This is a genomic window from Ochrobactrum soli, from assembly GCF_003664555.1.
In the GTDB taxonomy this organism is placed as follows: Bacteria; Pseudomonadota; Alphaproteobacteria; order Rhizobiales; family Rhizobiaceae; genus Brucella; species Brucella teleogrylli.
The window spans coordinates 29,935-55,215 of the sequence record NZ_RCHH01000016.1 but is presented as its reverse complement, the minus strand read 5'-3'; the positions used below and the strand labels follow the sequence as shown (position 1 = coordinate 55,215).

Below are 25,281 nucleotides of genomic sequence, written 5' to 3'. Positions count from 1 at the left end.
TCTGATGTCTCAACCGATCATCAACCACAACATGAGGAAACACCATGGCAGACCATGACAAGACATTGCCCACCGGCGTCGTCGTAAGCGCCTACTACCGCGTCCATCCCGACGATCGCCAGACATTCATCGACGCGGTCATCCCTGATATGACCGCCGCCGAAAAGATCAGTGGTTGCCGGTTCTATGCGTTCGCGCAGGACCTCGTCGACCCGAACACCTTCCACCTGATCGAAGGTTACGAGAACGAGCAGGCTTATGAGGAGCACGAAAATTCCGAGACCTTCCTCAAGGCGCTCGCTCATGTCGTGAAAAATGTCCGCATCCTCGATCGGCAGGGCGTGCGCTACGACGTTGCCAAGCTGCATGTCGACGACCCTCGCGGTCGCGTCTCCGCCTGACGCGCCGCTCCCTGGAGGCGCGAGGTCATTTCAGACCGTTTTCGCGCCTCCATGCTCCCGGCGTCTGGCCGGATCGCTTCTTGAAGGTTCGTATCAGATGCATTGCGTCGCTAAACCCGGTGACTTCGGCCACGGCTTCGAGCGGGCTCTCCGAATTGACGAGCAGTCGCTGAACCATTTTCACCCGCTCGTCGAGTTGCCATTGATATGGCGACACACCGGTCGAAGCCTTGAAGGCGCGCGCAAAATGCCACTGTGAGAGCCCGACCAAGGCAGCAAGTTCCTGCAACTCCACGTGTTCGGGCAGACGTGACAGCATGTATTCGGTCACCCGGTTAAGCTGCCGGGGTGCGAGCGTTCCCGAACGCGCGTGCGTTTCCCTCGTTTCAAACGCAATTGCGAATATCGCAGCGGTCAGGCTGTCGCCGTATAGCCGGTAGGTGTCATCCTCGGCAGGGATTTCCGCCAGCATCGTCACCAGCTTCCATATCCTGGGTTCGGTAAATTTCAGTCTAGGTGCACCACCCCGTGCGCAAGAAACATGGTGCTCGAACTTTTCAGAAAGTGCATTGAGGTCGAAGATGACCGTGGCGTCATAGACGAACTTCACTTCGGAAGCGTATCCCCACAACGGCGTTCCTGCCGGAGCGAAGGCCATGTTTCTGGGCTTGTGTTCCACCGGACACGGTACATTCTTGCTGAGCCGAGGCTCTGTGATGCCACCTACCTCGTCGAGATTGATCGACAAGCGGGTCATGTGCTCGTAACCGAGAGGGTGAAGGATCTCGCCTTGCGAGTAATGCGCCTTCGTGATGTCTATACGGACGCTGTTCCAGAACTGGGTCCGCGTGGTGATGCTGCGAATATTGTATGGCAGGCCGAGCAGTTCGGCTTCGCGCGTGTTCATCGGCGGTTACGCCTCCAGGTTCCGGGAGCCTCTCCAGTGAGCTTCTTGAAAACACGACTAAGGTGCATTGAATCGCAAAATACGACGGCCTTCGCGATCGCGTCGAGAGGGGCGTCCGAGCGAAGCAGAAGTCCCTGAGCAGCATCCACCCGCTTGTCGAGCTGCCACCGGTAAGGCGACAGACCTGTTGAAGCCTTGAATGCCCGGCAGAAATGCCATTGCGACATCCCGGCCAGCCGTGACAGCTCGTCTAATTCGATGTGGCGAGGCAATTGGTCCTGGATATAGCTGACGATGAGTGAGAGCGCATGATCCGAAAGGCGCGCCGCTGCAGCAGGCGGCTCACCGCCTTCCGCAGATAACAGCGCGAACACGGCAGACGTGAGACTATCACACAGAAGCATCATCGCAGGATCTTCTTGCGGGATGTCGACAAGCATCCGGACGAGTGTGTGGATCCGGTGGTCGGTGAACCGCATCCGCGGCCGCTCGAACATCCGGGCGTGGAAATCTTCCTGGAACGTCTTCTCCAGCGTTTCCAGATCGAATAGCAACAGCGCGTACCGACTGTAGTGCAGCTCCTTGGTCGTGTGCCCCCAGAGCGGCATTCCTCGTGGCACGAGTGTCATGTGGTTGGGCCTGTGGTCCAGAAGGCAAGCCTGCTGTGGTTTCAACCTCGGCTCGGTCACACCGCCAACCTCGTCGAGCGCCATGGCGATGCCGGTCTCCTCCTCGTTCAGCAAAAAATGGAGGACTTCGCCTTTCGTGTATTCGTGCACATCGACAATCGTGACGCCGTTCCAGGACTGCGCACTGCTGTCAATCCTTACGACGTTTTCGTGAAGATCGTTCGCACTCTCGACACTCATTGCCTTCCTGTTCCCTCCAGCCGCCGGCAAACACCGGTCAGCCGAAAACCTATCCGCTCGCGCTAGCCCGTAAACAGTCGAATGCGGCCGGAGCGAAGTTTGGAGCAAGAACGTGCAGCTTCAGCAAGAACACGCATCGCTCGCGTGACCGGAGCCGAATAGTCTTCAGCCGTCCAACTAACACGAACAGAAACGCCGACCGTGACCTCGACCGACCAGCCCCTGCCCCTCACACGACGCGACGCGCTCCTGACTGGTGCCGCGTTGGCCGTGACGATGTCGCTGCCAGCAGCGCCCAGCCTCGCCGCAACCAAATCATCAAACCATCCAACTGACGGAAATCTTCCCATGACTGAAAGCTTCATCAAGACCAAGGACGGCGTCGACATCTTCTTCAAAGACTGGGGTCCGAAGGACGCGCAGCCGATCGTCTTTCATCATGGCTGGCCGCTGTCATCGGACGATTGGGACGCCCAGATGCTGTTCTTCCTGGCCAATGGTTACCGCGTTGTCGCCCATGACCGCCGTGGCCATGGCCGCTCAGCCCAAGTCTCCGAAGGCCATGACATGGATCACTACGCCGCCGACGCCTTTGCCGTCGTCGAGCACCTGAACCTCAGGAACGCCGTCCATATCGGACACTCCACCGGCGGCGGCGAAGTGGCACGTTATGTCGCGAAGTACGGCCAGCCGCACGGCCGCGTTGCCAAGGCCGTGCTCGTCTCCGCCGTCCCGCCGCTAATGGTCAAGACCGCCTCCAATCCTGGCGGCACGCCGATCGAGGTCTTCGACGGCTTCCGTTCGGCGCTGGCCGCCAACCGGGCGCAATTCTTCCTCGACGTCCCCACTGGACCGTTCTACGGCTTCAACCGCGATGGCGCGAAGCCTTCACAAGGCGTCATCCAGAACTGGTGGCGGCAGGGCATGATGGGCAGTGCCAAGGCGCACTACGAAGGCATCAAAGCTTTCTCGGAAACGGATCAGACGGAGGATCTAAAGGCCATTGCCGTGCCGACCCTCGTCATGCATGGCGACGACGACCAGGTCGTTCCGATCGCCGACGCCGGCGAGCTATCCGTCAAGCTCCTGAAGAACGGCACGCTCAAGGTCTACAAGGGCTATTCGCACGGCATGCTGACCGTGAATGCCGACGTCCTCAATCCCGATCTGCTTGCCTTCGTGAAGGCGTGAGAAGAAGGGCGGGCAGCGGGATATTATCCATCACGGTGGATGATGTCTCCATCCCGGCCAGCTTCTCGGCTGCTGCCCGCCCTTCTATCCTCTTCGCATCGGAAACACGGATGCGTCAGCTCTATCGGTCCGCCTACCCCAGGCGGGAGAGCTTTCGTGCATCCCTAAACCTTGAGGTTCGAGTATGACGGAGACAAGTGCGCCCTCAACCTCTTCGTGGCCTGCGGTTCTTTCAATCGCGGTCGGCACCTTCGTGCTGGTCACAAGCGAGTTCCTTCCGATCGGACTGTTGTCGCACATCGCCAACCAGTTCGACATCCAAGCCGGGCAGGCAGGTCTGCTGGTCACAGTGCCTGGCCTCATCGCGGCCATCGCGGCGCCGCTGTGCACCGTATCGGCACGAGATATTGATCGCAAGCTCCTTCTGATCGGCTTCACGGTTCTTGTCCTGATCTCGAACCTGATCGTCGCCAGCGCTTCCAGTTTTGAAGTAGCGATCCTCGGACGCGCCCTGCTCGGCATCAGCGTCGGGGGCTTCTGGACCTTTGCTGCGGCCGTCGGACGCAAGCTTGTCGCCCACCGCGACGGCAATCGCGCGACATCGATCATCATGGCCGGAATATCCATCGGGACCGTCGTCGGCGTGCCCCTCGGGTCAGCGCTCGGAAGCATCATGGGCTGGCGCCTATCATTTATCGCCGTCGCCGCATTGTGTCTGCTCGTCGCGGCAGCACAGGCGACACTTCTGCCCAAGATCCTGATCGAGGCCGGGCAGTCCTGGCGAGGTTTGCGGGAAACAGCTCGGAGCCATAGCCTGACGCTCGCGTTCACCGCGACCGCACTGACCGCCGGTGGCCACTTTGCCGCCTACACCTACCTCGAGCCGCATCTGGTCATCAACGCGCTGCTAGATCCGGCAAGGCTTGGCCTGTTCCTAGCAATCTATGGCGTCTTCGGTATCGTTGGCACTTTCGTCGGCGAGCGCCTGAGCCGTCAAAAGCCTGCGTCCGGGTTCATGCTCGTCGCTATAGCGATGGCGGCGTCGATCATCCTGACCGCTCTTTTGTCTTGGAACCCTTTCGCCGAGGCCGTCGCCGTTGCCCTATGGGGAGCAGCTTTCGGAGCAGTTCCCGTCTGCGTGCAGATCTGGACCTATGCCTCCGATCCCGCAAGGTTCGAAAGCAGTTCTGCGATCACTGTCAGCGTCTTTCAGATCGCAGTTGCTGCTGGCTCATTTTTCGGCGGACTGGTCGCCGACGCGCAAGGGATTATCGCCGCCTTCCTGGCCGGCGCATGTCTGAACCTCCTAGCTGCACTGCTGGTCGCCAGGAAGATCCTTCACCCCAATATCATCACAAAGGAGATCTGAATGATCGTTCGTCCGCTACTGTTCGCCATTGCCGCATTTACCGCCAGCGTTGGGATGGCTGATTTGGCTTCGGCTCAATCCGCTACGGCTACTACCGCCGCGCCGGCACCAAGCGATGCCGAGCTCGTTGCCTCCCTTCCAGGCTTTCGCAATGCCGATGTCACCGTTAACGGCGTCAAACTTCACTACGTGATCGGTGGACAGGGTTCACCGGTGGTACTGTTGCCGGGCTGGCCGCAGACGTGGTGGTCCTGGCACAAGATCATGCCTGAGCTTGCCAAGGGTCACACGGTCATATCGCTCGACATTCGCGGCATGGGGCAATCCGACAAGCCGGCCGATGGCTATGAAAAGAAGACCCTCGCCAACGACGTCCATGAACTGGTGAAAGCCCTCGGCTTTCAAAAAGCCGACATCATCGGCCACGATATTGGCTCGATGGTCGCCTTCGCCTACGCCGCCAATTACCCGGAAGCGACAAGCAAACTGATCATGCTGGACATCCCACATCCAGATGCTGAGCTTGCTAAATGGCCGCTGCTGCCGACGGTAGGGACCTTTAGCGACAAGATCGATGAGAATCATGGATATCCGTGGTGGTTTGCCTTTCATCAAGTCAAGGGCCTTCCCGAGGATCTTCTCGAGGGTCGCCAGGCGATCATGCAGAACTGGCTCTTCCGCTATTTGATGAAGGACGAAAGCAAGATCGACGCGCGTGACCGTGCTGTCTATGCAGCAGCCTACGGCGACCGCGATTCAATCCGAGCAAGCGACGGCTGGTACCAAGCCTTCCCGCAAGACATCATTGATGATGGCAGCTACGCCAAGCTCGAGATGCCTGTACTGGCGCTCGGCGGAACCGGCTACGGTTGGCTCAAGGCGACCCTGGAGCGCAAGACAACCAATCTGACCGCGATCAAGATTGCGAACAGCGGGCACTTCATCGCCGAGGAGCAGCCAGAAGAGACGCTGAAACTCATCAACCAATTCCTCAATTAAAGCATCAACTCGGGAAAGAACCCACCCATGACCGTTCAAACGACCGACGCTTCGCGTCGCCGCATATTGCAGCTTGCTCTCGCCCTGCCTGTCGCGACCGCCTTCGTTTCGCAAGCTGCTGCATCAAGCTCCGCAGGCATCCTTCCGCCAGCGACGAAAGACATCAAGCCGTTCAAGGTGTCGGTGCCACAGTCGGCCATCGACGACCTGAAGCGCCGGCTTAAGAACACCCGCTGGCCGGACAAGGAAACGGTTTCCGACTGGTCCCAAGGCGTCCCTCTTCAAAAGGCGAAGGCGCTGATCTCCTACTGGGGAGAGAAGTACGATTGGCGGAAGTTCGAGAAGCGCATCAACGCCTATCCGCAGTTCCGCACGGAAATCGACGGGCTCGGCATCCACTTCATCCACGTCAAGTCGAAGCACGAGAATGCTCTGCCGATCATTCTCACCCATGGCTGGCCGGGCTCGGTCGTAGAATTCCTGAAAGTGATCGAGCCGCTCACCAATCCGACCGAGCACGGCGGCAAGGCGGAAGACGCTTTCCACGTTGTCATCCCGTCGCAACCGGGCTTCGGCTTCTCGGACAAGTCGCAGGCGGAGGGCTGGACGGTTGTGCGCACGGCGAAAGCCTGGGCCGAGCTGATGACGCGCCTGGGCTATAGCAAATGGGTTGCCCAAGGCGGTGACTGGGGTTCGGGCGTCACCCATGCGCTCGGACATGTCCGGCCCGAAGGGCTGGTGGCAGCCCATGTGAACTGGCCGCTCGTTTTCCCGGAGAAATTTCCGGACAATCCGACGCCCGAGGAGAAGGCGGCGATGGATGCGGCCGCCCGGTTTGCCAGCGACCAGTTCGGCTATTTCAAGGAACAGGCAACGCGACCGCAGACGATCGGCTACGCGCTTGCCGATTCTCCGGTCGGACAGGCAACATGGATCTACGAGAAGTTCCAGGCCTGGACTGACAATCGCGGCGAACCCGAAGACGCTCTGACGACGGACGAGATGCTCGACGACATCTCCCTCTACTGGTTCACCGACACGGCTGCCTCCTCGGCGCGCATCTACTGGGAAAATGCCCGTAATGGCGGGGGTTTCGACGCCAGCCGGATAGAATTGCCGATGGCAGCCACGATCTTTCCGAAGGAGATCTACCGCGCGCCGAAGGCGTGGGCTGAAGCTCATTGGCCAAATCTCTTTTACTGGAACGAGGTCGACAAGGGAGGCCACTTTGCCGCCTTCGAGCAGCCCGCCCTCTTCGCGCAGGAAATGCGCAAGGCCTTCACATCTATCCGCTGATCCAGCTCTAGCAAAGCCAGGGAAACAACATGCCTACCAATGAAGAAGTCATTCGCGAACTCTACCGTACTGCAGAAGTGAAGGACGTCGCGGCATTCGTCGCCCTCTTCGCCGAGGGCGGCTATTTCTGGGACGTGTCGGCCGGCGCGAAATATTACGGCGACGATATCGGTAAGACCGTCGACATCTATGCCACCGCGTTTCATGACATGCATCGCGAGCTCGGAAACTTCTACGTGACCGAAGACGTGGTCATCGTGGAGTTGACCCTCAACGGCACCCACTCAGGTCCCCTCGCCCTGCCTGCTGGGACGATCCCTGCCACAGGCAAAGAAATGCACGCCCCATGCTGCGACGTCTTCCATCTGAAGGATGGCAAGGTAACGTCGTTCCATTGCTACACCGCGGCGACGATCATCTTGGGCCAACTCGGGGTGCTCGGCAACCTCGGTGCGTCGTTCCAGCAAACGTGAGACCGGCTACGGCCGATTTCGAACAGTCGCGGCGCATTCTGATCATCCATGCTGATGGATTGTATCTGCCTGCGCCGCTGCTTCTGCGCAGATTGCCCACCGTCTATATCAGGGCATGCCTTTGAACCCCAGGATGGAAGCGACGATGAACAAAATTAACCTTGACAGCCCCCACGATGTCGACGCTAGCCGTCGGCTGTTCCTTGGAGCCGCAACGGCGGTCTCGGCCTTCGTGACGATCGGCGGAGCGGCGGTGTCGATGCAATCGACCGGCGGCATGGAAATGCCCACTGCTACGAATGCTATCGATCCATTCAAGGTAAAAATTTCCGCCTCCGCAATCGAAGACCTTCGCGTTCGCCTTCATGCTGCAAGCCTGCCGGAACGAGAAACGGTCTCCGACTGGTCGCAAGGCGCTCCCCTGAATTCGTTCGAGGCGCTGTTGAAATACTGGCGCGACAGCTACGATATGCGTCGCCTGGAAAAGCGCCTGAACGCCTACCCGCAGTTCCGGACCGAGATTGATGGCTTGGGCATTCACTTCATCCATTTAAAGTCGACGCATGCGAACGCAAAGCCGCTCATCCTCACGCACGGATGGCCGGGCTCGGTCGTGGAGTTTCTCAACGTAATCTCCCCGTTGACCGATCCCACGGCGCACGGTGGGAAGGCGGAAGACGCGTTCGACGTGGTCATCCCTTCCCTTCCCGGCTACGGCTTTTCCGACAAGCCGAACGAGAGGGGTTGGGGCCTGCCGCGGATCGCGCGGGCGTGGGCCGAATTGATGAGCCGTCTCGGCTATACTGAATATTACGCTCAGGGAGGCGACTGGGGTGCCGGGGTCACGACCTGGATGGCCAAGCAGCATGTCGCCGGCCTGAAGGGCATCCACCTGAACCTGCCGCTTCTTTTCCCGCCACCGATCGAAGGAACTCCGAGCGCCGAGGAGCAGGCGTTGATCGCCCAGCTCGTCGAATTCGCCACTCACGGTTCAGGCTACGCCAAGATCCAGTCCACCCGCCCACAAACGATCGGCTACGCACTTGCGGATTCTCCGACAGGTCAAGCCGCCTGGATCTACGAGAAATTCGGGGAATGGACCGATGCGGACCATCATCCGGAGAAGGAGCTCGGTTACGACCAGATGTTGGATGACATCATGCTCTACTGGCTAACTGACACCGCAGCGTCTTCAGCGCGCCTCTGCGCCGAAAGCTTCGACACCGATTTCAGCCCGCAGAAGCTCGATATCCCCGTTGCGGTCAGTGTCTTCCCTGGAGAGCTTTATCGCCCGCTGAAGATCTGGGGGGAGCGCATGTACTCGAAACTGACCTACTGGAACGAAGCCGCTCACGGCGGTCACTTCGCGGCATTCGAGCAGCCTGCAATTTTCACCGAAGAACTCCGCAAGGCTTTTGCGACCATGTGATCTACTGCTGGGCTCTGCCGGGCATTCACCTCGATGTAACAAGAAGGAAGAAGCCGATGAACCTCTGGTCCTCCCGAAAGTTGATGGCTCTTGCGGCCACCATCCTGGCGATGGCGAGCGCCTGCGCCGCCTTCGCCCATGATCCATCGCAGCACGACCATTCGGCAATTCAAGCAGATAGCGCCGCTCCTGAGGCAGCCTATCTCGCGGAGAACGACGCGGCCATGAACAAGATGATGGCGGACATGGAGGTCGAGCCATCAGGTGATGTCGACCGCGACTTCGTGGCGATGATGACGCCCCATCACCAGGGCGCCATCGAGATGGCACTCGCAGTTCTCAAATACGGGAAGAACGAACAGCTCAAGCGCATCGCGCAGGAGATCATCGTGGATCAGCAACAGGAGATCGCGGCCATGAAGCTTGCGATCGGCGATCCGCTCCCCCCATCCGAAGCGGCCCCAACCCAGGTCACCCCGGAGACTACCCCAACCGGATCCAAGCCCAGCAAGACCATGCAGGGCATGGACCCCAACATGAAGATGTAAGCCAGAGGTCCTCCCAATGAATATTCGGACATCTTTCGCCGCCAGCTTGCTGGCGGGCAGCATGCTATTGCCTTTTGCAGCCTTCGCGGGACAGGCGCCCTTCGCCGCCGCTGATCCGGACATTCCCGTCAGCAGCAAGGACCGCGTCTATGCCGCCGAGCAATTCTCCAACACGCTGTCGGTGACCGATCCCGCGACTAACAAGCTTCTCGGCGTCATCAAGCTCGGCGATCCCCAGCCCGGCAACCTCTCGCCGCTCTACAAGGGCCAGGTGCTGGTCCACGGCATGGGCTTTTCGCCCGACAAGAAGACGATCGCGGTGGTCTCGATCGGTTCGAACTCGGTGACCTTCATCAACACTGCAACGAATGCGGTAAAGCACACCACCTATGTCGGCCGCTCGCCGCACGAGGCATTCTATACGCCCGATGGCAAGGAAGTATGGGTGACGGTCCGTGGCGAGGACTATATCTCCGTCATCGACGCCGCCACATTCGAGGAGAAGACGCAGATCAAGGTGCCTGCCGGGCCTGGCATGCAGATCTTCTCGCCTGACGGCAAGTACGGCTACATCTGCTCATCCTTCAATCCGGAGACCGTCGTCGTCACTGTCGCCGATCACCAGATCGTCGGCCATGTGAAGCAGGCGAGCCCCTTCTGCCCCAATATCGCGGCCTCGCCTGATGGAAAGCAGGTCTGGTTTACGCTGAAAGACATAGGCAAGACCCAGGTCTTCAATGCCCAGCCGCCCTTCGATCTGATCCAGACGATTGATACCGGCCCGATCACCAACCACGTCAACCTAGCCACCAACAAAAACGGCAGCTTCGCTTACATCACCGTCGGCGGCCTCAACGAGGTCAAGGTATTCCGCACCGACAATTTCGAGCAAGTCGCCACCATCCCCGTCGGCAAACTGCCACACGGTGTCTGGCCCTCCGGCGACGGCACGCGCGTCTATGTCGGCCTTGAAAACGCCGATGCGATGGCCGCAATCGATACGCTGACCAACAAGGTCATCGCGACGATCCCGATCGGCCAGGCGGCACAGGCCGTCAACTATGTGCCGAATGCCGTTCCTGAAGGCGACGGCATGCAGAACTTGCAGCCGCTCGGCACCGCAGGCGTCGCCGCCCATCTGACGCTGTCGGCAAAGGGCGACAAGGACAAGACGGCGCCGACAAGCGTTACGCTCTTCGACCAGGGCCTGACGCAGGTGTTGCAGGCATCGGTGACCGGGCTTGAACCGAAGACGATGTACGTGCTGGCACTCTCCGACAAGGCCGATGGCAGCGGCCCCCTTCAGGGCCTGTCCAACTTCATGACGAACCCGGCCGGTTCCGCGATCGTCAACGCAGTCGGCCCGATCCGACAGATCGTCGAATCCAAGCACAAGGATGAACGCAGGTATATCGTCGTTGCCTCATCGGTCGACGGCAAGCCCGGCAAGGTCCTCCAGGTGCAGGCCCATTAATGTGAACCGATGGCCCGCGGCTTGATTGCGGGCCATCTAGCCAAGCTCTCACCGAGACGACTTCCCAGCCAATCGTAATGCCAAAACGTCCGCACTCAGCGATTGGACACTTGAACCGGGGCCATCAAATACCTTAAGTCAACGATGGATGGTCAGCTTTGTTGAACCCAAGGCTGAAGCCGTGGGTTCGGCAGCTCGAAGCAGCCGCTCCGTGTACTGAGGAAGTAGGTCAATATGACGTCGATGGCGTGGCGTAGTAGTAGAGTGTTGCGGGCTTCGACATTGGTCTCGGATTCGCGATGACGGCTATCGACGACGAGGCCGACTTTCTCACTAAGATCGTCAAGCTTGATAGCTGGACAGGATCTTGGAATGGCGTGACCATTGATGAGCGACGTGAGCAGCTAAGGGGAAAGGTCCTTCACGAGCTTGTTCGGGAAGATGAAACCGGGCTCACCATTAATCTCGATGAGGTCGGCGGCTTTACCGAACCCCGGTTAAAGAGGGACCAACCCTGCCCAATTGACCACCGTCCAAACCATATGGCCCTGATCCCCAAGGGTATGCGCCTGTGGGGTTACGGAGAGCTTGAGTACTGCCACTACGCTGTATTGCGTTTCGACATTCCGACACTCGTCAGAACATTCGGCGACGAATTCACCGCTCGGGCATTCGAGCAACCACGCATTAGATTCATGGACAGTCGAATTCTGACACTCGTCCGTATGTTGCTCGAAATTCGGACAGAAAAGACCTCAAACCTGCTTGGCGAAAGCCTAACTGCCGCGATTTTCGCGATCTTATCTGCAGGAGATGCAGAAGTTCGCAAGGCGGGCAAGCTCGCTCAATGGCAGGTGAAACGAGTTACCGAGTATATGCGCGAACAATTACCCCGTCAGATAGAACTAAGCGAGCTAGCTGGAATTCTCAACCAGTCACAGTGGCACTTTTGTCGAGCCTTCAAGGCGTCGACCGGGCTTTCGCCCTATCAGTGGCAGCTCGAGCAAAGAATCAAATTTGCAAAGGAAATTCTTCTTGATACGGACATCCCACTGCAAGCGGTCGCGGAGGCTACGGGATTCGTCGATGCGATGCATCTCAACCGGGCATTCAAGCGCCGGGCGGGCGAAACACCAGGTGCATGGCGCCGTTCACAGAAGTAGCTGTCGGGCGTTCTTCGTACATCTAGTCGGCAACGTGATGATGAAACTCAGGCCTGGGATGAAGATGGGATAATTCAGCACGCCACCTATGCAGGGTTGGCACTGAGGCAGGACAATGCCGACGTCTTCAGGCTGGAACTTCTCAAGCAGGGCCAACCAATAGCCGACGTTAGATTATCCGCTATTCGATCTGGTCGGAGTGGATAGCCCGCGATGTGCAATCTTTATCTGATGGAAGGGTGGCGTCGCCTTAACTGTCTGGTTGGGATGGGCTTGATATTGGGGTTGCCATGACCGAAGCCCCGCACTCCCATTTCAAACGCCATCGCTTTCCCGCTGAGATCATTGCTCACGCCGTGTGGCTCTACTATCGATTTCCGCTCAGCTTGCGCGACGTCGAAGATCTGTTAGCCGAGCGCGGTATCGCCGTCTCGTTTCAGACCGTCGCGGAATGGGCAGCTAAATTCGGCTTGAAGTTCGCTCGTCAGCTCCGGCGCCGCTCACGAGGTCAGTTTGCCGACAAGTGGCAACTCGATGAGATGGTAGTGACGATCAAGGGGAAGAAATACTGGCTGTGGCGCGCCGTCGATGCAAACGGTTACGTCCTCGATACCCTGCTGCAAAACCGAAGGAATAAGGCCGCCGCGTTGCGCCTGATGCGTAAACTGCTCAAGGGCCAGGGTACCATCCCGCGGGTGCTTGTGACCGACAAGCTACGTTCCTATTCGGCCGCAAAGGCCGAGTTGATGCCGGGCGTCGACCATCGCTCGCACAAGGGATTGAACAATCGAGCGGAGAATTCACACCTTCCTGTACGACGACGAGAGCGACGTATGATGCGCTTCAAGTCCGCGCGGCAATGTCAGCGTTTCGTCTCAACTCACAGCCAGATCGCCAATCTGTTTCTTCTTCATCGGAAATACTTGTCCGCCGCCGATCATCGCCAGCTTCGCACCCACGCCATCTCGACCTGGCGGGAAATTACCTTGCCAATAGAAACGTGAAATTCAGGCCGAAGGGACTATCGCGCCTCAAAATCAGTTAAGGCGACGCCACCCTTAGACCTGATCTGGCGTCTGCCGGTCAAGCGATGAATGTGGGCGTCGGCTATTGTAAAAGGTTAGATATCGGCTGATGCCAGCCCGCGCTTCGGATACGGTCGTGCATAACATCTTATCCATCGCTGAGCTTTACAACAAAGTTAGCGTTACCGTGCCTCGATGCCTTGCTGGCCGTGCGTATCGCTAAACGGCTTTCCTCGTTGAAGTGCTACTTATTGTTGCGCTGGCTCTATCGCGCATATTCCAGTTGAAGCGCGACCAGGTCTGCGGTTGCGTCGCCATAGCGGGCTGCAATCTCCTCAAGGGTGCGGTCTAAAGCCTTCGCCGAGGCAATTGTCTGATCGAGTGATAGCTGGGCTTCGCATGTATCCGCATTTTGATCCGGCATCAGGGCAAGACCGTAACGCGATTCGACAAGTGCCTTTCCGGCCGTAGCGACCGCTTGCGAACGATAAGTCCTCGACCATGCGTCGGCGCTGAGCGCAAGCGCAATTTCGTCAAAGCCGTCTGTGACCGGGATCGATAGGGTCTCGCGGTTCCAGAACGAGAGAAAGTTGCGAGCAACGAACCACATGCGCCGCGCCGTAAGATGAAACGATGCGGAATCATGTACCGAAGTCCAATTTCCGGTACCGAGTTCGGCCGCCATCGCTTTCGCTTTTGCACGTCCCGCCAAGGCTTCAACTAGGGCAAGACTTGCGGGAATCGAAGCGGTGACGCCGGTCGTGGTCATGACATTGTCATCAAAAACAAAGCGCTGGCCCCGAACCCATCGTGCCTTGGGAAAATTTCTTGCGATCTCATCGAACGCGTACCAATGGGTGGTTGCCGCCCTTCCGTCGAGGATACCGGCGCGAGCGGCTATCCATGCACCCTCGCAGATGGACACGACGACTGCTCCCTTGCCGGACTGATCTCGTACCCACCCGATCACGGCTTCGTTCCTGCTGTCATGCATCGCCGGCACGATAATGATGTCAGCACCCTCCGGATGGGCCACGTCAAATGCATGTATGGTCGTATCCGGCTGGATTTTAAGCGTGGGCATCAACCTGACTGGACCGGCGTGAGTCGAGACAATGGCGACATCCGCGACATCCGCCCCCTTTAATACGCCATAAGGCACGATGAGATCGGTTGTCTCCGTGCCTTCATTATCAGCCACAATCGCAACGAGCGGCCGTTCTCGTCCGGCCTTCACAGGCGGCAGATGAATGGAGCTGGCATCGGCGCCCACAGCACTTCCCGGCCCCGAAATGCAGGAGGCGACCAGAAGGACCGCAAGGAGAATTTTCATAAGACTGCGCATAAGGTTATCCGTGTTTGATGGAAACAGCTCCAAATAGCCGCTGAAAGCTATGGCGAAAATGTCAATTCTATCGCATTTTACGCCAATGATTCAAAAGACCAGGCTGATTGTCGTAATCGGGTATGACGGGGTGCAGGCCATGGACGTGGTCGGCCCTATGGAAGTTTTCGCGATGGCGAACCTCTATCTCTCACAGCCCACACCGCAGTATGTTGTTACATTGGCTTCTCCGGCCGGTGGCTGCGTGAAATGCAGTTCAGCCGGCGGATTGCAATTGGGAAATGCCGTGGCGTTGCACATGCTGCCGGATGAGATCGATACGATCATCGTGGCCGGCGGCAGCGAAGAAGCTTTGCGCGGCGTTGTCTTCGGCACGACATTGGTCGAATGGCTGAAGTCACGCAGTGGCACAACGCGCCGACTTGTCAGTGTTTGCACCGGCGCTTTCGTGCTCGCTGCTGGTGGGCTCCTGGACGGGAAGCGTGCGACCACGCACTGGAATTCCGTCGGCCTCCTGAAGGAGCTTCGACCGCAGATCAATGTCGAACCTGATGCCATATTCGTCGCTGAGCCACCGACTTATACCTCGGCAGGGGTCACGACAGGTATCGATTTATGCCTGGCATTAGTTGAAGCCGATTGCGGGGCGCAAACGGCATTGTCCGTCGCTCGACAGTTGGTGCTGTTCATGCGCAGGTCGGGAGGGCAATCGCAGTTCAGTCCGGTTCTGGCGACCCAGGTCAACGCCACGCCGCGCCTGCGCAGGCTATTAGACGAAATCATCGAGAATCCGATCGGAGATCTTTCCGGCCCCGCTCTAGCGGCCCGCGCGGGAATGAGCGAGCGGACCTTCTCGCGCTCCTTTAACAGGGAAACCGGCACGACACCGGCACAATTCGTGGAAGGTGCACGGATTGAGCGTGCGAAGGCGCTTCTTGAGACATCGGACTGGTCTCTGCCACGCATCGCCGAGCGCTCAGGTTTCGGCAGCCTCCATTCCTTACACCGCGCATTCCAAAAACGCTTGGGAGTTACGCCCCGCTCCTATCGTGATCGCTTCGGGGTTGGGTAGGAGATATCTAATAGCGTATCTCTATTCCCTGCCCGTGGTCATCTCCAAGCATCGGGATGAAGAAGGCTGAACAGTGGCATGCGCGACCTTCCCACCGAGGTCGCTGAAAAGCTAAGGACGTTAGGGCACGAGAATTCTAGGAATATTTGGCGCGCTGCGCCGGGCGAAGACGAGAACTACGTCTACGCTATACCCCCTCCTTTAGCTCGATCTGGAATCCGGCTCCCATCCCCTCAATTCTCGTAGCAAGCCGTCACAACGGGGGATGATCATGGGGCCAACGCCACGTCGCGATGAGATAAGGCGACGAGCGCGCGGCCGAGTTGTTCGGCCTCTTGCAGGGAACCAGCCACCTTGAACGGAACACCGAAGGCCTTTTCGAGCATGGCGGATTTGGCCACCTCAAATGCGCGCTTGAGGCTGCTTTCTTCGATGCTAATCAGCCCTTTGCAAACTGCTGCCAAGGCTCGGCGGTTCTCTTTCAACCACCGCGCCCGAAGTCTTCTTCCTTCCTGAGCAGGTCTTTGCGGTTCATCAGTCCGCGAGGCGTCGCCCCCGCTGAAACCTGGCGGGAAAATGATAACGAAAGCTTCGCCGCGGGCGATCAGCATCTCCATTTCACACTGCCACTGGTCGGCTGTTCCCGGCATTTTTTCCAGCTCACTGGCATGGACGATCGGAAACTGCGCTATGTCGTGCAGTTCAAAATTTCTATTGCAATCTGACATCAACAACTTCCCGCGGCCAATCCGGCTGCTCCAATCCGTAACTTCCAAGATGATCAAGATCCGGGCCGCTAACTTATGTCAGGCGCGGTACCAGAAAGTTCGAAGAGCTTCGCCGCGCCCCGGTTGGAAACGGCCACAGCCTTCAATGCCCACTCGCGCATAATGCGCTCGTACCCGGCAACAATCTGGACGAGCTTGTGTTGCGACGTTGCTGCGCTGCTCAGGGCACCGGCAAGCGCAAGGGCATCTTTCAGAGCTGTATTGGCTCCAACACCACCTGCGGGGCTCATCGCGTGAACGGCATCGCCGAGCAATGTTACAGGACCCGATCTCCAATCGACCTCAGGCCTTCCGCTTCTCACTGGCAGCATCGCCACTGCCGAAAGATCGGTCCGGTCGATGATTTGTCGAAGCGAGGGGTGCCAATTTCTAGTCAATGACGAAAGGACGTAGCCGAGAGCAGACCCAGCGGCGGGAGCATCGGCCGGGTTTAGTCCGAGACGATCGTGGGGGCAGATGATGGCCCAATAGCGGTAGTCGTCGACATCCGTCAGCTTGCAGCCCGGAGCGATCGACCGGGCAATGGCTGACAGATCACCCTCAAAGCGCATCTCGTCGATGACGGCGCTGAAACCATCGGCAAATACGACGCTCGTTCCGGCATAGGCATCCGTCGTATCGTCCAGCCGGTTCAGTGGGGATTTTCCGTAAATGCAAACCGCGCCCGTATCGTTCGGTGCGGCATCGGGCGCCAGTCGGGTCCTTACTCGCGAATTCACGCCGTCGGCGCCGACCACCAGACTGGATACGACAGGATCGGCATCGTCGAAAACAAGTTCGACCCGGCCATCCTCCAATATGCGGTAATTGTCGAAGCCGTGCCCGAAATGAATGTTCTCCTCGATCCCGCACATCAGGATCTCGCGCAACGTGTGACGGTTGACGCTCAGGTCGGGGCTTTTGTACGAGTCGTCCTCCGATGATCCCGTGTGCCAGCTTTCAGGCACCCGTCCCGTCGCTTCTTCCAGCTGGGGCGTGATGAAGCGACCCTCCGTGGCAGCGGTCGAAGCGGTCTGCCGGAACAGCATATAAAGGTCGGAGGGCAGCACCGCTGCCAAGGCGCGCTGCCCATCGGCGTCGATCCTGATCCTATACCCCTGAATGCGGCTGTCGGGCGCAGGGTCGCGCTCGTAGACGTCGAAGGCTATCCCCGCGCGGTTGAGGCCCTGCGCCAAGGCCAGTCCCCCAAGCCCGGCGCCGATAATGGCAACGTGAAACTCTCTCATGTTCGCTCCTGCGGTTGTTCTTTCTCGGCCCTGCCAATCTCTGGAACGGAGTTGCACGAAAGCGGATCGTGATGATAACGGTATATGGACAGAAAATAGTGATTTCTGGACAAATGGATGTCTCAGTGAAAAGCGCTTCGGACGGGTATAGCGATTGGAGTGAGGGACCCTCGCTCATCGCGATCCGGGGGGACGACCTTCCTGGAAATGAATATCGCCTCGGGACGCGCGAGTACGATTGGCATCATCATCTGCGCGGTCAGGTCTTCTGTGTCGAAGCGGGCCTGATTCATGTGACGACGGCGAACGGCGCCTGGCTGCTTCCGCCGCATCGCGCTGGATGGATTCCACCGAATGTGCCGCACAAAGTTCGCGTCAGCGGAGCCGTGAGTGGCTGGACGCTGTTCCTCGCGCCCCAGGTCTGCCACGATTTTCAGGAACAGCCCTGCGTCATCGGCATCAGCGACGTGCTTCGTGTGCTCGTGTCGAGGGCTGTTGAATGGAGCAAGGACGTCTCGCTCGCCCCGGAACAAGAGCGCATCGCGGCAGTGATCCGCGACGAAATCTACCAGGCGCGACATGAGGCGCTGTACCTGCCGATGCCATCGGACGTGCGCCTGCAAAAGATTGCACACGCACTTCTCGAAACCCCCGGAAGCACCCGCACGCTTGAAGACTGGGCCTCTTTCGCAGCGATGTCGCCTCGGACCTTGAGCCGCCTGATCGTGGCAGAAACGGGCCTGACCTTTGCGCAATGGCGCCAGCAGGCCCAACTGACACATGGTCTGGATATGCTTGCACGAGGACTCTCTGTGGCAGTGGTGTCCGACGAATTGGGCTATGCGTCGCCCAGTAATTTCATTGCTATGTTCAAGAAAGCTTTTGGTGCCTCACCCGCGCGTTATTTCGGGCGCCCACGTCATCGGCCGTGGGCGACTCGGCTCGGTGGTGTGCGGTGACGACGTGCAATGTCGAGCGGTGGATGGCAGTCTGCAGAGCTGGTGTTATCATGTCAAGTTCTGTCGCAGCTTGGCATGGATATGCTCCTCGATTGAATGCTGAATGCGTGAGCGCCGCCTTGGATCACATTACAAGTTCGACCATAAACGATTCGAAATTTTGTGCCGCCAAACGCCGCCTTTCCTACACCTTTATCTCGGTAGCGATTATCCGATCATCGCGTCTGCGTCGTTTCCCCGGTGATAGCGCGCCAAAGAGAGAAGTTGGAGGAATTTGGCGCGCCGCGCCGGCTGAAGACGAGAACTATGTCTACTCCCTAGCCCTCTAAAACGAGGATCGGAAGACTGTGCAAACTCACTGAGATAACAGGGGAAATCGCTCTACATGTTCTGGCTGGACGGCGAGGCGATGACCTTCCTGCTAGAAATTGCGGGCGTTGATTGCCGTGTACGACCGCATCTTTCCACGGCTCGCCAATCGGGTGATCTGAAGGGTTGGCTCAAAAGTAAGCGCTGGGTGAACACCCGAGCGATCGGCGGAACATGGCGGAAAAGGCGCTCGGGCTGTTGTAGCCACATTCAAAAGCGACATCGAGGATGCTTCTTCCTTCCGCCAGCATCGTCAAGGCAGCGAGCATCCGGGCTTGTTGGCGCCAATGCCCGAAACCCATGCCGGTTTCACGCTTGAACTGCCGCATAAAGGTCGCTCTGCTCACGTGAAGTAGAGCTGCCGCAGCTTCAACGGGGAGGTTTTGCGTCAAATCGTTGCGGAACCGCTCGCATATTTGCGCCAACTCGAGATGCTTCGGAGTTGGCAACTTGAGTGGCTGCACTGATTGGAAGGAAAGTTCCATCAGGAGCAACGTGACGACGGCGTCTGTCCTGTCACGACTTGTCGGGTTCTCGGCAAGGTTGGCGAGCTTCAGGATCAATTCCCGGAGGAGCGATGTGATCTCTACGACGACGCACTCGCCGGGGAGATCCTGCATCTGGCTGGTGTCGATCAGAAGTGACCGGAACTGCACGCCTGCATGGCTAGACGTTTGGTGCTCCAGTCCGGGCGGAATCCAGACAGCCCGGCTTGGCGGGACTACCCAAGTGCCCTCATCAGTCGTGATCGATACGACCCCGCTGACTGCGTAGAGAAGCTGAGCGTGTACGTGAGTGTGCTTCAGTCCTGAAAAGCGATGTCCGTCATGCGTAATGACGGCGATCTCGTTTGTGATATTTACGCCGTTTTGCAAAAATGATCCTTTCGCGACGATTAATGATCATCCGGCGTTAGAATATCATTTGGGGAACGACTAGGGTAGGCCATCCAACAACAGAAAGTTCTTCGCCAGGTGTTCACCCGCAACCGTCTCGTTAACCGCATTGAAGCGTCGCACTCCACGGCATTTGGCGTGGTCGTTGCGCGCGCGACCCACCCGCTCCTCTTGTCGGTGATTTCCTTTGCGCTGCGACTTACCGGCGGTCGCCGGGCCTGACGGCTTCCCGGTGATCGTAGTCAGCCGTGTCGAATCCTTTACCAATCGCACCGCACTGGATCATGCCATGTTGACCAATCCTGAAACCAAATATCGTCCTTTCGCATCTCCTATCGACCTGCGGGATCGAACGTGGCCGTCCAATCGACTCACGAAACCGCCGCGATGGCTGTCTACCGATCTGCGCGACGGCAATCAGGCACTTGCCAATCCAATGGATGTCGAGCGCAAGCTGCGCTTTTACGACATGCTGCTGTCTGTTGGCTTCAAGGAAATCGAGATCGCTTTTCCATCGGCGTCCCAGACCGAGTTCGACTTCGTTCGGGCTCTGATCGAAGAGGCGCGAATCCCCGATGACGTGACGATCCAGGTCCTTACCCAGTCGCGGAAAGACCTCATCGCGCGAACTTTTGCATCGCTGAATGGGGCGAAACAGGCGATCGTCCACCTGTATAACGCAACCGCTCCGCTGTTCCGACGCGTTGTCTTCGGTATGGAGCGGCATGAGATCATAGAGCTGGCCGTTACCGGCGTCACTGCGATGCTGGAGGAAAGCCTTAAACGGCAACAGACGAAATGGACCTTCGAATACTCGCCGGAAACTTTTTGCTTTACGGAGCCGGATTTCGCTCTCGAAATTTGCGAACGTGTGCTTGATGTTTGGCAGCCAACGCCGGAGCAACCGGTGATCCTCAACCTGCCGGCAACTGTCGAGGTGGCAACGCCCAACGTTTATGCCGATCAGATCGAGTGGTTCTGCCGCAACATCTCGCGCCGCGACGCCGTGGTGATAAGTGTGCATCCTCACAATGACCGCGGTACGGCCGTGGCTGCGGCCGAGCAGGCACTGCTGGCTGGGGCCGATCGCGTCGAGGGCTGCCTGTTCGGCAACGGCGAGCGGACCGGCAATGTCGACCTGGTGACGCTGGCCCTGAATTTCTATACGCAGGGGATTGATCCGAAGCTCTATTTCCCCGCGGTCCGCGACGTTGTGAAAACCGTCGAGCATTGCAACGGGCTGCCGGTACATCCGCGCCACCCCTATGCCGGCGAGCTGGTGCATACGGCCTTTTCGGGCTCGCATCAGGATGCGATCCGCAAGGGTTTCGCCGCTCATGGCCAACGCAATGATGGAGTTTGGGAGATGCCTTATCTGCCGGTCGATCCGGCGGATATAGGAGAGACATATGAGGCTGTCATTCGAGTCAATAGTCAGTCCGGGAAAGGGGGTATTGCCTGGATGATCGAACAGGACAGGGGCCTGAAACTGCCCCGATCACTACAGATCGATCTCAGCCGGCGTATCCAGGAGTTCGCTGACAGCACCGGCAAGGAAATCACCGCTACGATGATCTGGTCGATCTTCGAAGAAGCTTACAATCTGACCGGTCCGCAGCCATTCGAGCTGGTGGGTTATCAGGACGGATATCCGCGCAGAGCCGGGAAGCCGCGCGTCTTTGCTGGAAGAATCCGACACAACGGCCGCGAGATTGCGATCACGGGTCGCGGGAATGGGCTGATCTCCAGCACGGTCTCGGCACTCGAGGAGGGTTGTGGCGTCACGCTGGAAGTCCTCGACTATCACGAACATGCCCTGAAACGCGGCACAGATTCCCAGGCAGTCGCCTATCTGGAATGCCGCGCTCGTGACGGCCGCAAGGTTTTTGGAATCGGCATCGACGACGATATCGCCACAGCTTCGGTCAAGGCCGTTCTAAACGCAGCGAGCAACGGCTGAACTGCCCTTACGGCTAGGCTTTCGGGCCCGGCCGTAATCTGCCGGTCGGTTTCTCCTGGATGCCAAGGAGAAACCCTATGGCTCCACCCAATCATTCGCTCGTGCTCGCATCTCGCGCTCTTCGTTCCTTGATTTAGTCGTACAGATAATAGGCGCTTTGTTTTCGTGGGCAGATCACGGCAGGATTCTCGAGAATTGCGGTAATCAGGTTTCGTAACCGAGGCATCGCCTTGACCTGCAATGCCAGACCTGGATTGAACGGGGCTTGCCCTCCGGTCTGCGCATGAAAAGCACCAGCTGACGAGCCACGGAAAGAGCGGTCTGCGCCCCACAATCAGCTTCAACTAAAGCTAAACACAGATCAATACCTGCAGCAATCCTGGCGGAAGTGTAAATTGGTGGATCGGCTACGAAGATCGCGTCTGGTTTAACATCGATTTGTGGTCGCAAATCTTTGAGCAACCGGGTGGAATTCCAATGTGTTGTTGCTCGTTTTCCGTCCAAAAAGCCGCCGGCGACGAGTACGAAGGCGCCCGTGCATACACTAGCCAAACGACGAGTGCTCGAAGCGCGCGATTTCAGCCACTCGGGCATACCGGTTTCATAAATTACATTCCGAAGCCCCTCTTCACTGCCTCCAGCCACAATGATCGTATCAATGTCGGCAGGAACTGCGCTGAGCGCGATCGCATCGCCCAGGCGAATTCCGCCAGCAGAACTGCATTTTATCGATCCGCCGTGAGGAAATGCGAACATAAGTTAATAAGGCGGGATGCTTTCCGGCTTAAAGAGATTAGCCGTCGAGAATACTTCCATCGGTCCGACCACATCCATGGCCTGGACACCTTCATAACCAATGAAGAGGACCCGTTCAGACTTTCCAGATTTTATGTTCATTGGCGTAATATGCTATACTTTCGTCATTTCCGCCAGAAGCAATATGCGCAAACTTATGGAGCAATCTCTGACATCGGGAACCATTATGCGCCTTCTGAAAGTCTTCTTTCTGTGCCTTCTGTTGCTGTCTGGCACTACAGCCGCCGCAGATACAAAACAGATATCGATACCTTTGAAATCGGATCGGTCTCGGCCGCTGATTGCCATTATTGCGGACCACTATGTCATGACGACTACCGGTGTTACCGCATCAATTCCGGCAAGTCTCGCTTTGGTTGAAGCAATATCCGGATCGGTAAATGCAAAAGTTATAGCCAGAAAGCTCGGCGTTGAAGACTGGAATTACGCGCATGTTTCCGCGCCGTTTCACCTGACTGCAGCACACATCGGGCTCGTGGCTCGAAATTACCTCTCGTTCTGGAAGCACGAGACGTTGTCCATTCCAGTCGCAGGTAGTTTTGACGAAATCGCGCTGGCTCTCAGTGCAGATGCCTGGTCGAGAACATATCGCTCGCAAGCCGTCGCGATCTCGAAAAGTGACCGTGTTAAATCGAGGGTACCTCACTAGAAAATGAGTACGGGTTACATTGAGCTATCACTTGACTCGGTAGCGGCTCCCGTCAAATCAATAGACAATACTCTTGACAAAATTGCAGAGCGTTACGGCAACAAAACCTCTGCTCTGGTTGCTCTGCAACGGGAGTATACGCCAGGTGATTAAGGAGCAACGAGCAAAGAAGCTTTTCAAACTCCTTGATTGAGCGCGCATGCCCTTTTATCCACGGCCGAGCTTCATATTAAAGTTATGATTGCGAACTCAACTACCACACGTCCGCCACTGGAAGCTCTCGGCCAGTGATCCACCAAATCTTGGGTACTTGCAACTTATGAGTTGCACGGCCTAGCCCGATGGGCAAAAAAGAAGCGAAGATTTGAATAGCACGGTTCAAGCGTACTATGAGACATCAAAACATTATTATCCGACCTGGCGGACCTGATGATCTACCTGCCCTCCGGGATATCTTTTTAAGGTCTCGGCAGGCAGCATTCCGTTGGGAGCCTTCCTATTCGTTTGATCTCGGCGATTTTGACAGCCAAACTGAAGGCGAATTTCAATTGGTTGCCTGCAATCAGGAGGTGCTCGTTGGATTTATATCTGTCTGGGAGCCCGACCAATTTATCCACCACTTGCACGTTGATCCCCGCTTCTTGCGTCGGGGGATTGGTCGCGCTCTTCTTTTTGCGTTGCCGGGCTGGAAGATCAATCGCTACCGGCTCAAGTGCGTGTCCGCCAACGAGAGGGCACTCGCTTTTTATCATTCAAACCACTTTATACAAGTCGGCGAAGGCCGCGTTAATGGTAATGGACAGGATTACCTGCTGCTCGAGTCCAAAGGGGGCGGGTAAAAGTTCGTACTATTTTGGGCACTGTAACGTTAACTTTGTTGTAAAGCTCAGCGGTGGATAAGATGGCATGCTCGACAATCGCTCCTCGCTTTATCATCGCCATGGCTTTCCACCTGAGATTATCGCCGAAGCGGTATAGCTGTATTTCCGGTTTCCGCTGAGCTTTCGCATGGATGCTGTTCTTTCTAGCTTAAAGATTTCGGTAGCCCGTGCAATGGTCGATGACCAGCAGAAAAAATGAGAATATCACGAATATCACCATGAGACGATTAAACGCGCAATGCTTGACAGATACGGCACCAAACTACGCAGGCATCTATAGCATGCTTACCGTCACCGACAGCCCAAGCAGTAAGCATAGTGGCGTGTATGCAGCTGTGTCGCAGTAAGCGAAAGTCGACATATGATCCGCCTTGAACAGCCCTACATATCGGAAGTCACCCACAGCTCGTGCAATTAAAAGCACCGCAGTTAACCAGCAGCCGATGCGGGTGGCTCCGGGCATCATCAGAAACTTTGTGCCTGCGGATTGTTCAGCTACAAGAACGCTGGCAAGGATGATTCCAACCGCAACCGCCGCCGTTCCGATCCTGCTCGGACAAAAAATCGGCTTGCCATTTTTTTCTGGAATGACCGCGACGAGATTTGCGGGCCCTCGGATCGCCCAATACAGATGGAGGATTCCTATAAGCATAAGTGCGATGGCCGTAGCCAATCCGATAAATGGCTTCGTCCCCTCAAATGAAACTGCACCGTCATGCTGTATCGCTGTCCACCAGCAGAGAACTCCAACGATCGTGAATAACGGCCAGGCGATATGCTGCCCTTTTGAGTAAGAGCCTGTGATCGCGGCGGACGCGACGAACAGGGCGCCCAGGATTTCGAGGCTCAAAATTGATGCCAAATCTATAGGCGCAACAGCAACCGCAAGGAGCAGTGCAGCGCAGGCAAACATGAATAGGGAGGTGAGGTGCCAGGCAAAACGCAACGTGAGGCGGATGAAATCTCCTCTCTTCGTAGGAGAGAAACCAAAGGAAGCGTTGAAGCCGGGAGCGATTATACGTCGCTCACCGAGTACCGAATGTGTCACAGCGATGCCGATTGTAATGACAGATCCGACCAAAAGGCGCCAGTCCATAACTGTCTCCATACGTTTGCGTATGGAGCTTCTTAAAGCAGCAACTTGCGAAACACAATACGGTCCCGTATGGTATTTCG

The 25,281-nt window shown here is 57.4% G+C and carries 25 protein-coding genes; 16 read left to right on the top strand and 9 right to left on the bottom strand.

Features of this window, described 5'->3' with window-relative positions:
- Positions 1-44 precede the first annotated feature (44 nt).
- The gene (locus tag D8666_RS20025) at positions 45-401 is read left to right on the top strand and encodes a putative quinol monooxygenase (RefSeq protein ID WP_121539170.1); all 357 of its coding nucleotides are present in this window, start codon (positions 45-47) and stop codon (positions 399-401) included.
- A gap of 25 nt (positions 402-426) precedes the next feature.
- On the opposite strand, the gene D8666_RS20020 is transcribed toward D8666_RS20025, so the two are convergent.
- Both D8666_RS20020 and D8666_RS20015 read right to left on the bottom strand, forming a co-directional pair.
- Positions 427-1,308: a helix-turn-helix domain-containing protein gene (locus D8666_RS20020; RefSeq protein ID WP_121539169.1), complete on the bottom strand. Its 882-nt coding sequence runs from the start codon at positions 1,306-1,308 to the stop codon at positions 427-429.
- Positions 1,305-2,177, bottom strand: coding sequence for a helix-turn-helix domain-containing protein (locus tag D8666_RS20015; protein ID WP_121539168.1), 873 nt, complete (start codon positions 2,175-2,177; stop codon positions 1,305-1,307). Before D8666_RS20015 ends, D8666_RS20020 begins: the two co-directional genes overlap by 4 nt.
- Positions 2,178-2,453: 276 nt before the next feature.
- On the opposite strand from D8666_RS20015, the gene D8666_RS20010 reads away from it, so the two are divergent.
- The 10 genes from D8666_RS20010 to D8666_RS19965 all read left to right on the top strand — a co-directional run bounded on the left by D8666_RS20010 (position 2,454) and on the right by D8666_RS19965 (position 13,123).
- On the top strand, positions 2,454-3,368 hold the full coding sequence (locus D8666_RS20010; protein ID WP_235859027.1) for an alpha/beta fold hydrolase: 915 nt from the start codon (positions 2,454-2,456) through the stop codon (positions 3,366-3,368).
- Between the two features lie 184 nt (positions 3,369-3,552).
- Positions 3,553-4,737, top strand: coding sequence for an MFS transporter (locus tag D8666_RS20005; protein WP_121539166.1), 1,185 nt, complete (start codon positions 3,553-3,555; stop codon positions 4,735-4,737).
- A complete protein-coding gene (locus D8666_RS20000) occupies positions 4,738-5,736 on the top strand; it encodes an alpha/beta fold hydrolase (RefSeq protein ID WP_121539165.1) in 999 nt (332 codons plus the stop codon).
- A 27-nt stretch (positions 5,737-5,763) separates the two neighbouring features.
- Positions 5,764-7,032, top strand: coding sequence for an epoxide hydrolase family protein (locus D8666_RS19995; RefSeq protein ID WP_121539164.1), 1,269 nt, complete (start codon positions 5,764-5,766; stop codon positions 7,030-7,032).
- A gap of 29 nt (positions 7,033-7,061) precedes the next feature.
- On the top strand, positions 7,062-7,505 hold the full coding sequence (locus D8666_RS19990) for a nuclear transport factor 2 family protein (RefSeq protein WP_121539163.1): 444 nt from the start codon (positions 7,062-7,064) through the stop codon (positions 7,503-7,505).
- Positions 7,506-7,650: 145 nt separating this feature from the next.
- Positions 7,651-8,934, top strand: coding sequence for an epoxide hydrolase family protein (locus tag D8666_RS19985; RefSeq protein ID WP_235859023.1), 1,284 nt, complete (start codon positions 7,651-7,653; stop codon positions 8,932-8,934).
- 56 nt (positions 8,935-8,990) lie between these two features.
- Positions 8,991-9,482 carry a DUF305 domain-containing protein gene (locus D8666_RS19980; protein WP_121539161.1) on the top strand — a complete coding sequence of 164 codons (492 nt, stop codon included), beginning with the start codon at positions 8,991-8,993 and terminating at the stop codon, positions 9,480-9,482.
- A 16-nt stretch (positions 9,483-9,498) separates the two neighbouring features.
- Entirely contained in the window at positions 9,499-10,956 is a 1,458-nt protein-coding gene (locus D8666_RS19975) for a YncE family protein (RefSeq protein ID WP_121539160.1), read from the top strand.
- 299 nt (positions 10,957-11,255) lie between these two features.
- Positions 11,256-12,119 carry a helix-turn-helix domain-containing protein gene (locus D8666_RS19970; protein ID WP_121539159.1) on the top strand — a complete coding sequence of 288 codons (864 nt, stop codon included), beginning with the start codon at positions 11,256-11,258 and terminating at the stop codon, positions 12,117-12,119.
- 290 nt (positions 12,120-12,409) lie between these two features.
- Positions 12,410-13,123 (top strand): IS6 family transposase, encoded by a 714-nt coding sequence (locus tag D8666_RS19965; protein ID WP_121539158.1) that lies wholly within the window; start codon positions 12,410-12,412, stop codon positions 13,121-13,123.
- A gap of 54 nt (positions 13,124-13,177) precedes the next feature.
- Here D8666_RS19965 and D8666_RS19960 read toward each other — a convergent pair whose 3' ends face one another.
- Together D8666_RS19960 and D8666_RS19955 are read right to left on the bottom strand one after the other, a co-directional pair.
- On the bottom strand, positions 13,178-13,300 hold the full coding sequence (locus D8666_RS19960) for an integrase core domain-containing protein (RefSeq protein ID WP_268967061.1): 123 nt from the start codon (positions 13,298-13,300) through the stop codon (positions 13,178-13,180).
- A gap of 109 nt (positions 13,301-13,409) precedes the next feature.
- The gene (locus tag D8666_RS19955) at positions 13,410-14,489 is read right to left on the bottom strand and encodes a DJ-1/PfpI family protein (protein ID WP_121539157.1); all 1,080 of its coding nucleotides are present in this window, start codon (positions 14,487-14,489) and stop codon (positions 13,410-13,412) included.
- 49 nt (positions 14,490-14,538) lie between these two features.
- Between D8666_RS19955 and D8666_RS19950 the strand changes: the two genes are divergently transcribed.
- Entirely contained in the window at positions 14,539-15,561 is a 1,023-nt protein-coding gene (locus D8666_RS19950) for a GlxA family transcriptional regulator (RefSeq protein WP_209446001.1), read from the top strand.
- Between the two features lie 269 nt (positions 15,562-15,830).
- Here the strand turns inward: D8666_RS19950 and D8666_RS19945 are convergent, their stop codons facing one another.
- Both D8666_RS19945 and D8666_RS19940 read right to left on the bottom strand, forming a co-directional pair.
- Positions 15,831-16,289: a hypothetical protein gene (locus D8666_RS19945; RefSeq protein ID WP_121539155.1), complete on the bottom strand. Its 459-nt coding sequence runs from the start codon at positions 16,287-16,289 to the stop codon at positions 15,831-15,833.
- Between the two features lie 68 nt (positions 16,290-16,357).
- Entirely contained in the window at positions 16,358-17,575 is a 1,218-nt protein-coding gene (locus tag D8666_RS19940; RefSeq protein ID WP_121539154.1) for an FAD-dependent oxidoreductase, read from the bottom strand.
- Positions 17,576-17,646: 71 nt separating this feature from the next.
- On the opposite strand from D8666_RS19940, the gene D8666_RS19935 reads away from it, so the two are divergent.
- Positions 17,647-18,534, top strand: a complete 888-nt coding sequence (locus D8666_RS19935) for an AraC family transcriptional regulator (RefSeq protein ID WP_235859026.1) — start codon at positions 17,647-17,649, stop codon at positions 18,532-18,534.
- 500 nt (positions 18,535-19,034) lie between these two features.
- Here the strand turns inward: D8666_RS19935 and D8666_RS19930 are convergent, their stop codons facing one another.
- Positions 19,035-19,778: an AraC family transcriptional regulator gene (locus D8666_RS19930; protein WP_121539152.1), complete on the bottom strand. Its 744-nt coding sequence runs from the start codon at positions 19,776-19,778 to the stop codon at positions 19,035-19,037.
- 310 nt (positions 19,779-20,088) lie between these two features.
- On the opposite strand from D8666_RS19930, the gene leuA reads away from it, so the two are divergent.
- Positions 20,089-21,759, top strand: coding sequence for a 2-isopropylmalate synthase (gene leuA / locus D8666_RS19925; RefSeq protein ID WP_121539193.1), 1,671 nt, complete (start codon positions 20,089-20,091; stop codon positions 21,757-21,759).
- A 204-nt stretch (positions 21,760-21,963) separates the two neighbouring features.
- Here leuA and D8666_RS19920 read toward each other — a convergent pair whose 3' ends face one another.
- Positions 21,964-22,515, bottom strand: coding sequence for an AraC family transcriptional regulator (locus D8666_RS19920; RefSeq protein WP_121539151.1), 552 nt, complete (start codon positions 22,513-22,515; stop codon positions 21,964-21,966).
- Between the two features lie 226 nt (positions 22,516-22,741).
- On the opposite strand from D8666_RS19920, the gene D8666_RS19915 reads away from it, so the two are divergent.
- Positions 22,742-23,224, top strand: coding sequence for a hypothetical protein (locus tag D8666_RS19915; RefSeq protein WP_147438017.1), 483 nt, complete (start codon positions 22,742-22,744; stop codon positions 23,222-23,224).
- Positions 23,225-23,613: 389 nt separating this feature from the next.
- The gene (locus D8666_RS19910; RefSeq protein WP_121539149.1) at positions 23,614-24,063 is read left to right on the top strand and encodes a GNAT family N-acetyltransferase; all 450 of its coding nucleotides are present in this window, start codon (positions 23,614-23,616) and stop codon (positions 24,061-24,063) included.
- Between the two features lie 316 nt (positions 24,064-24,379).
- On the opposite strand, the gene D8666_RS19905 is transcribed toward D8666_RS19910, so the two are convergent.
- Positions 24,380-25,201: a DUF3995 domain-containing protein gene (locus tag D8666_RS19905; RefSeq protein ID WP_167836129.1), complete on the bottom strand. Its 822-nt coding sequence runs from the start codon at positions 25,199-25,201 to the stop codon at positions 24,380-24,382.
- Positions 25,202-25,281: the final 80 nt, after the last annotated feature.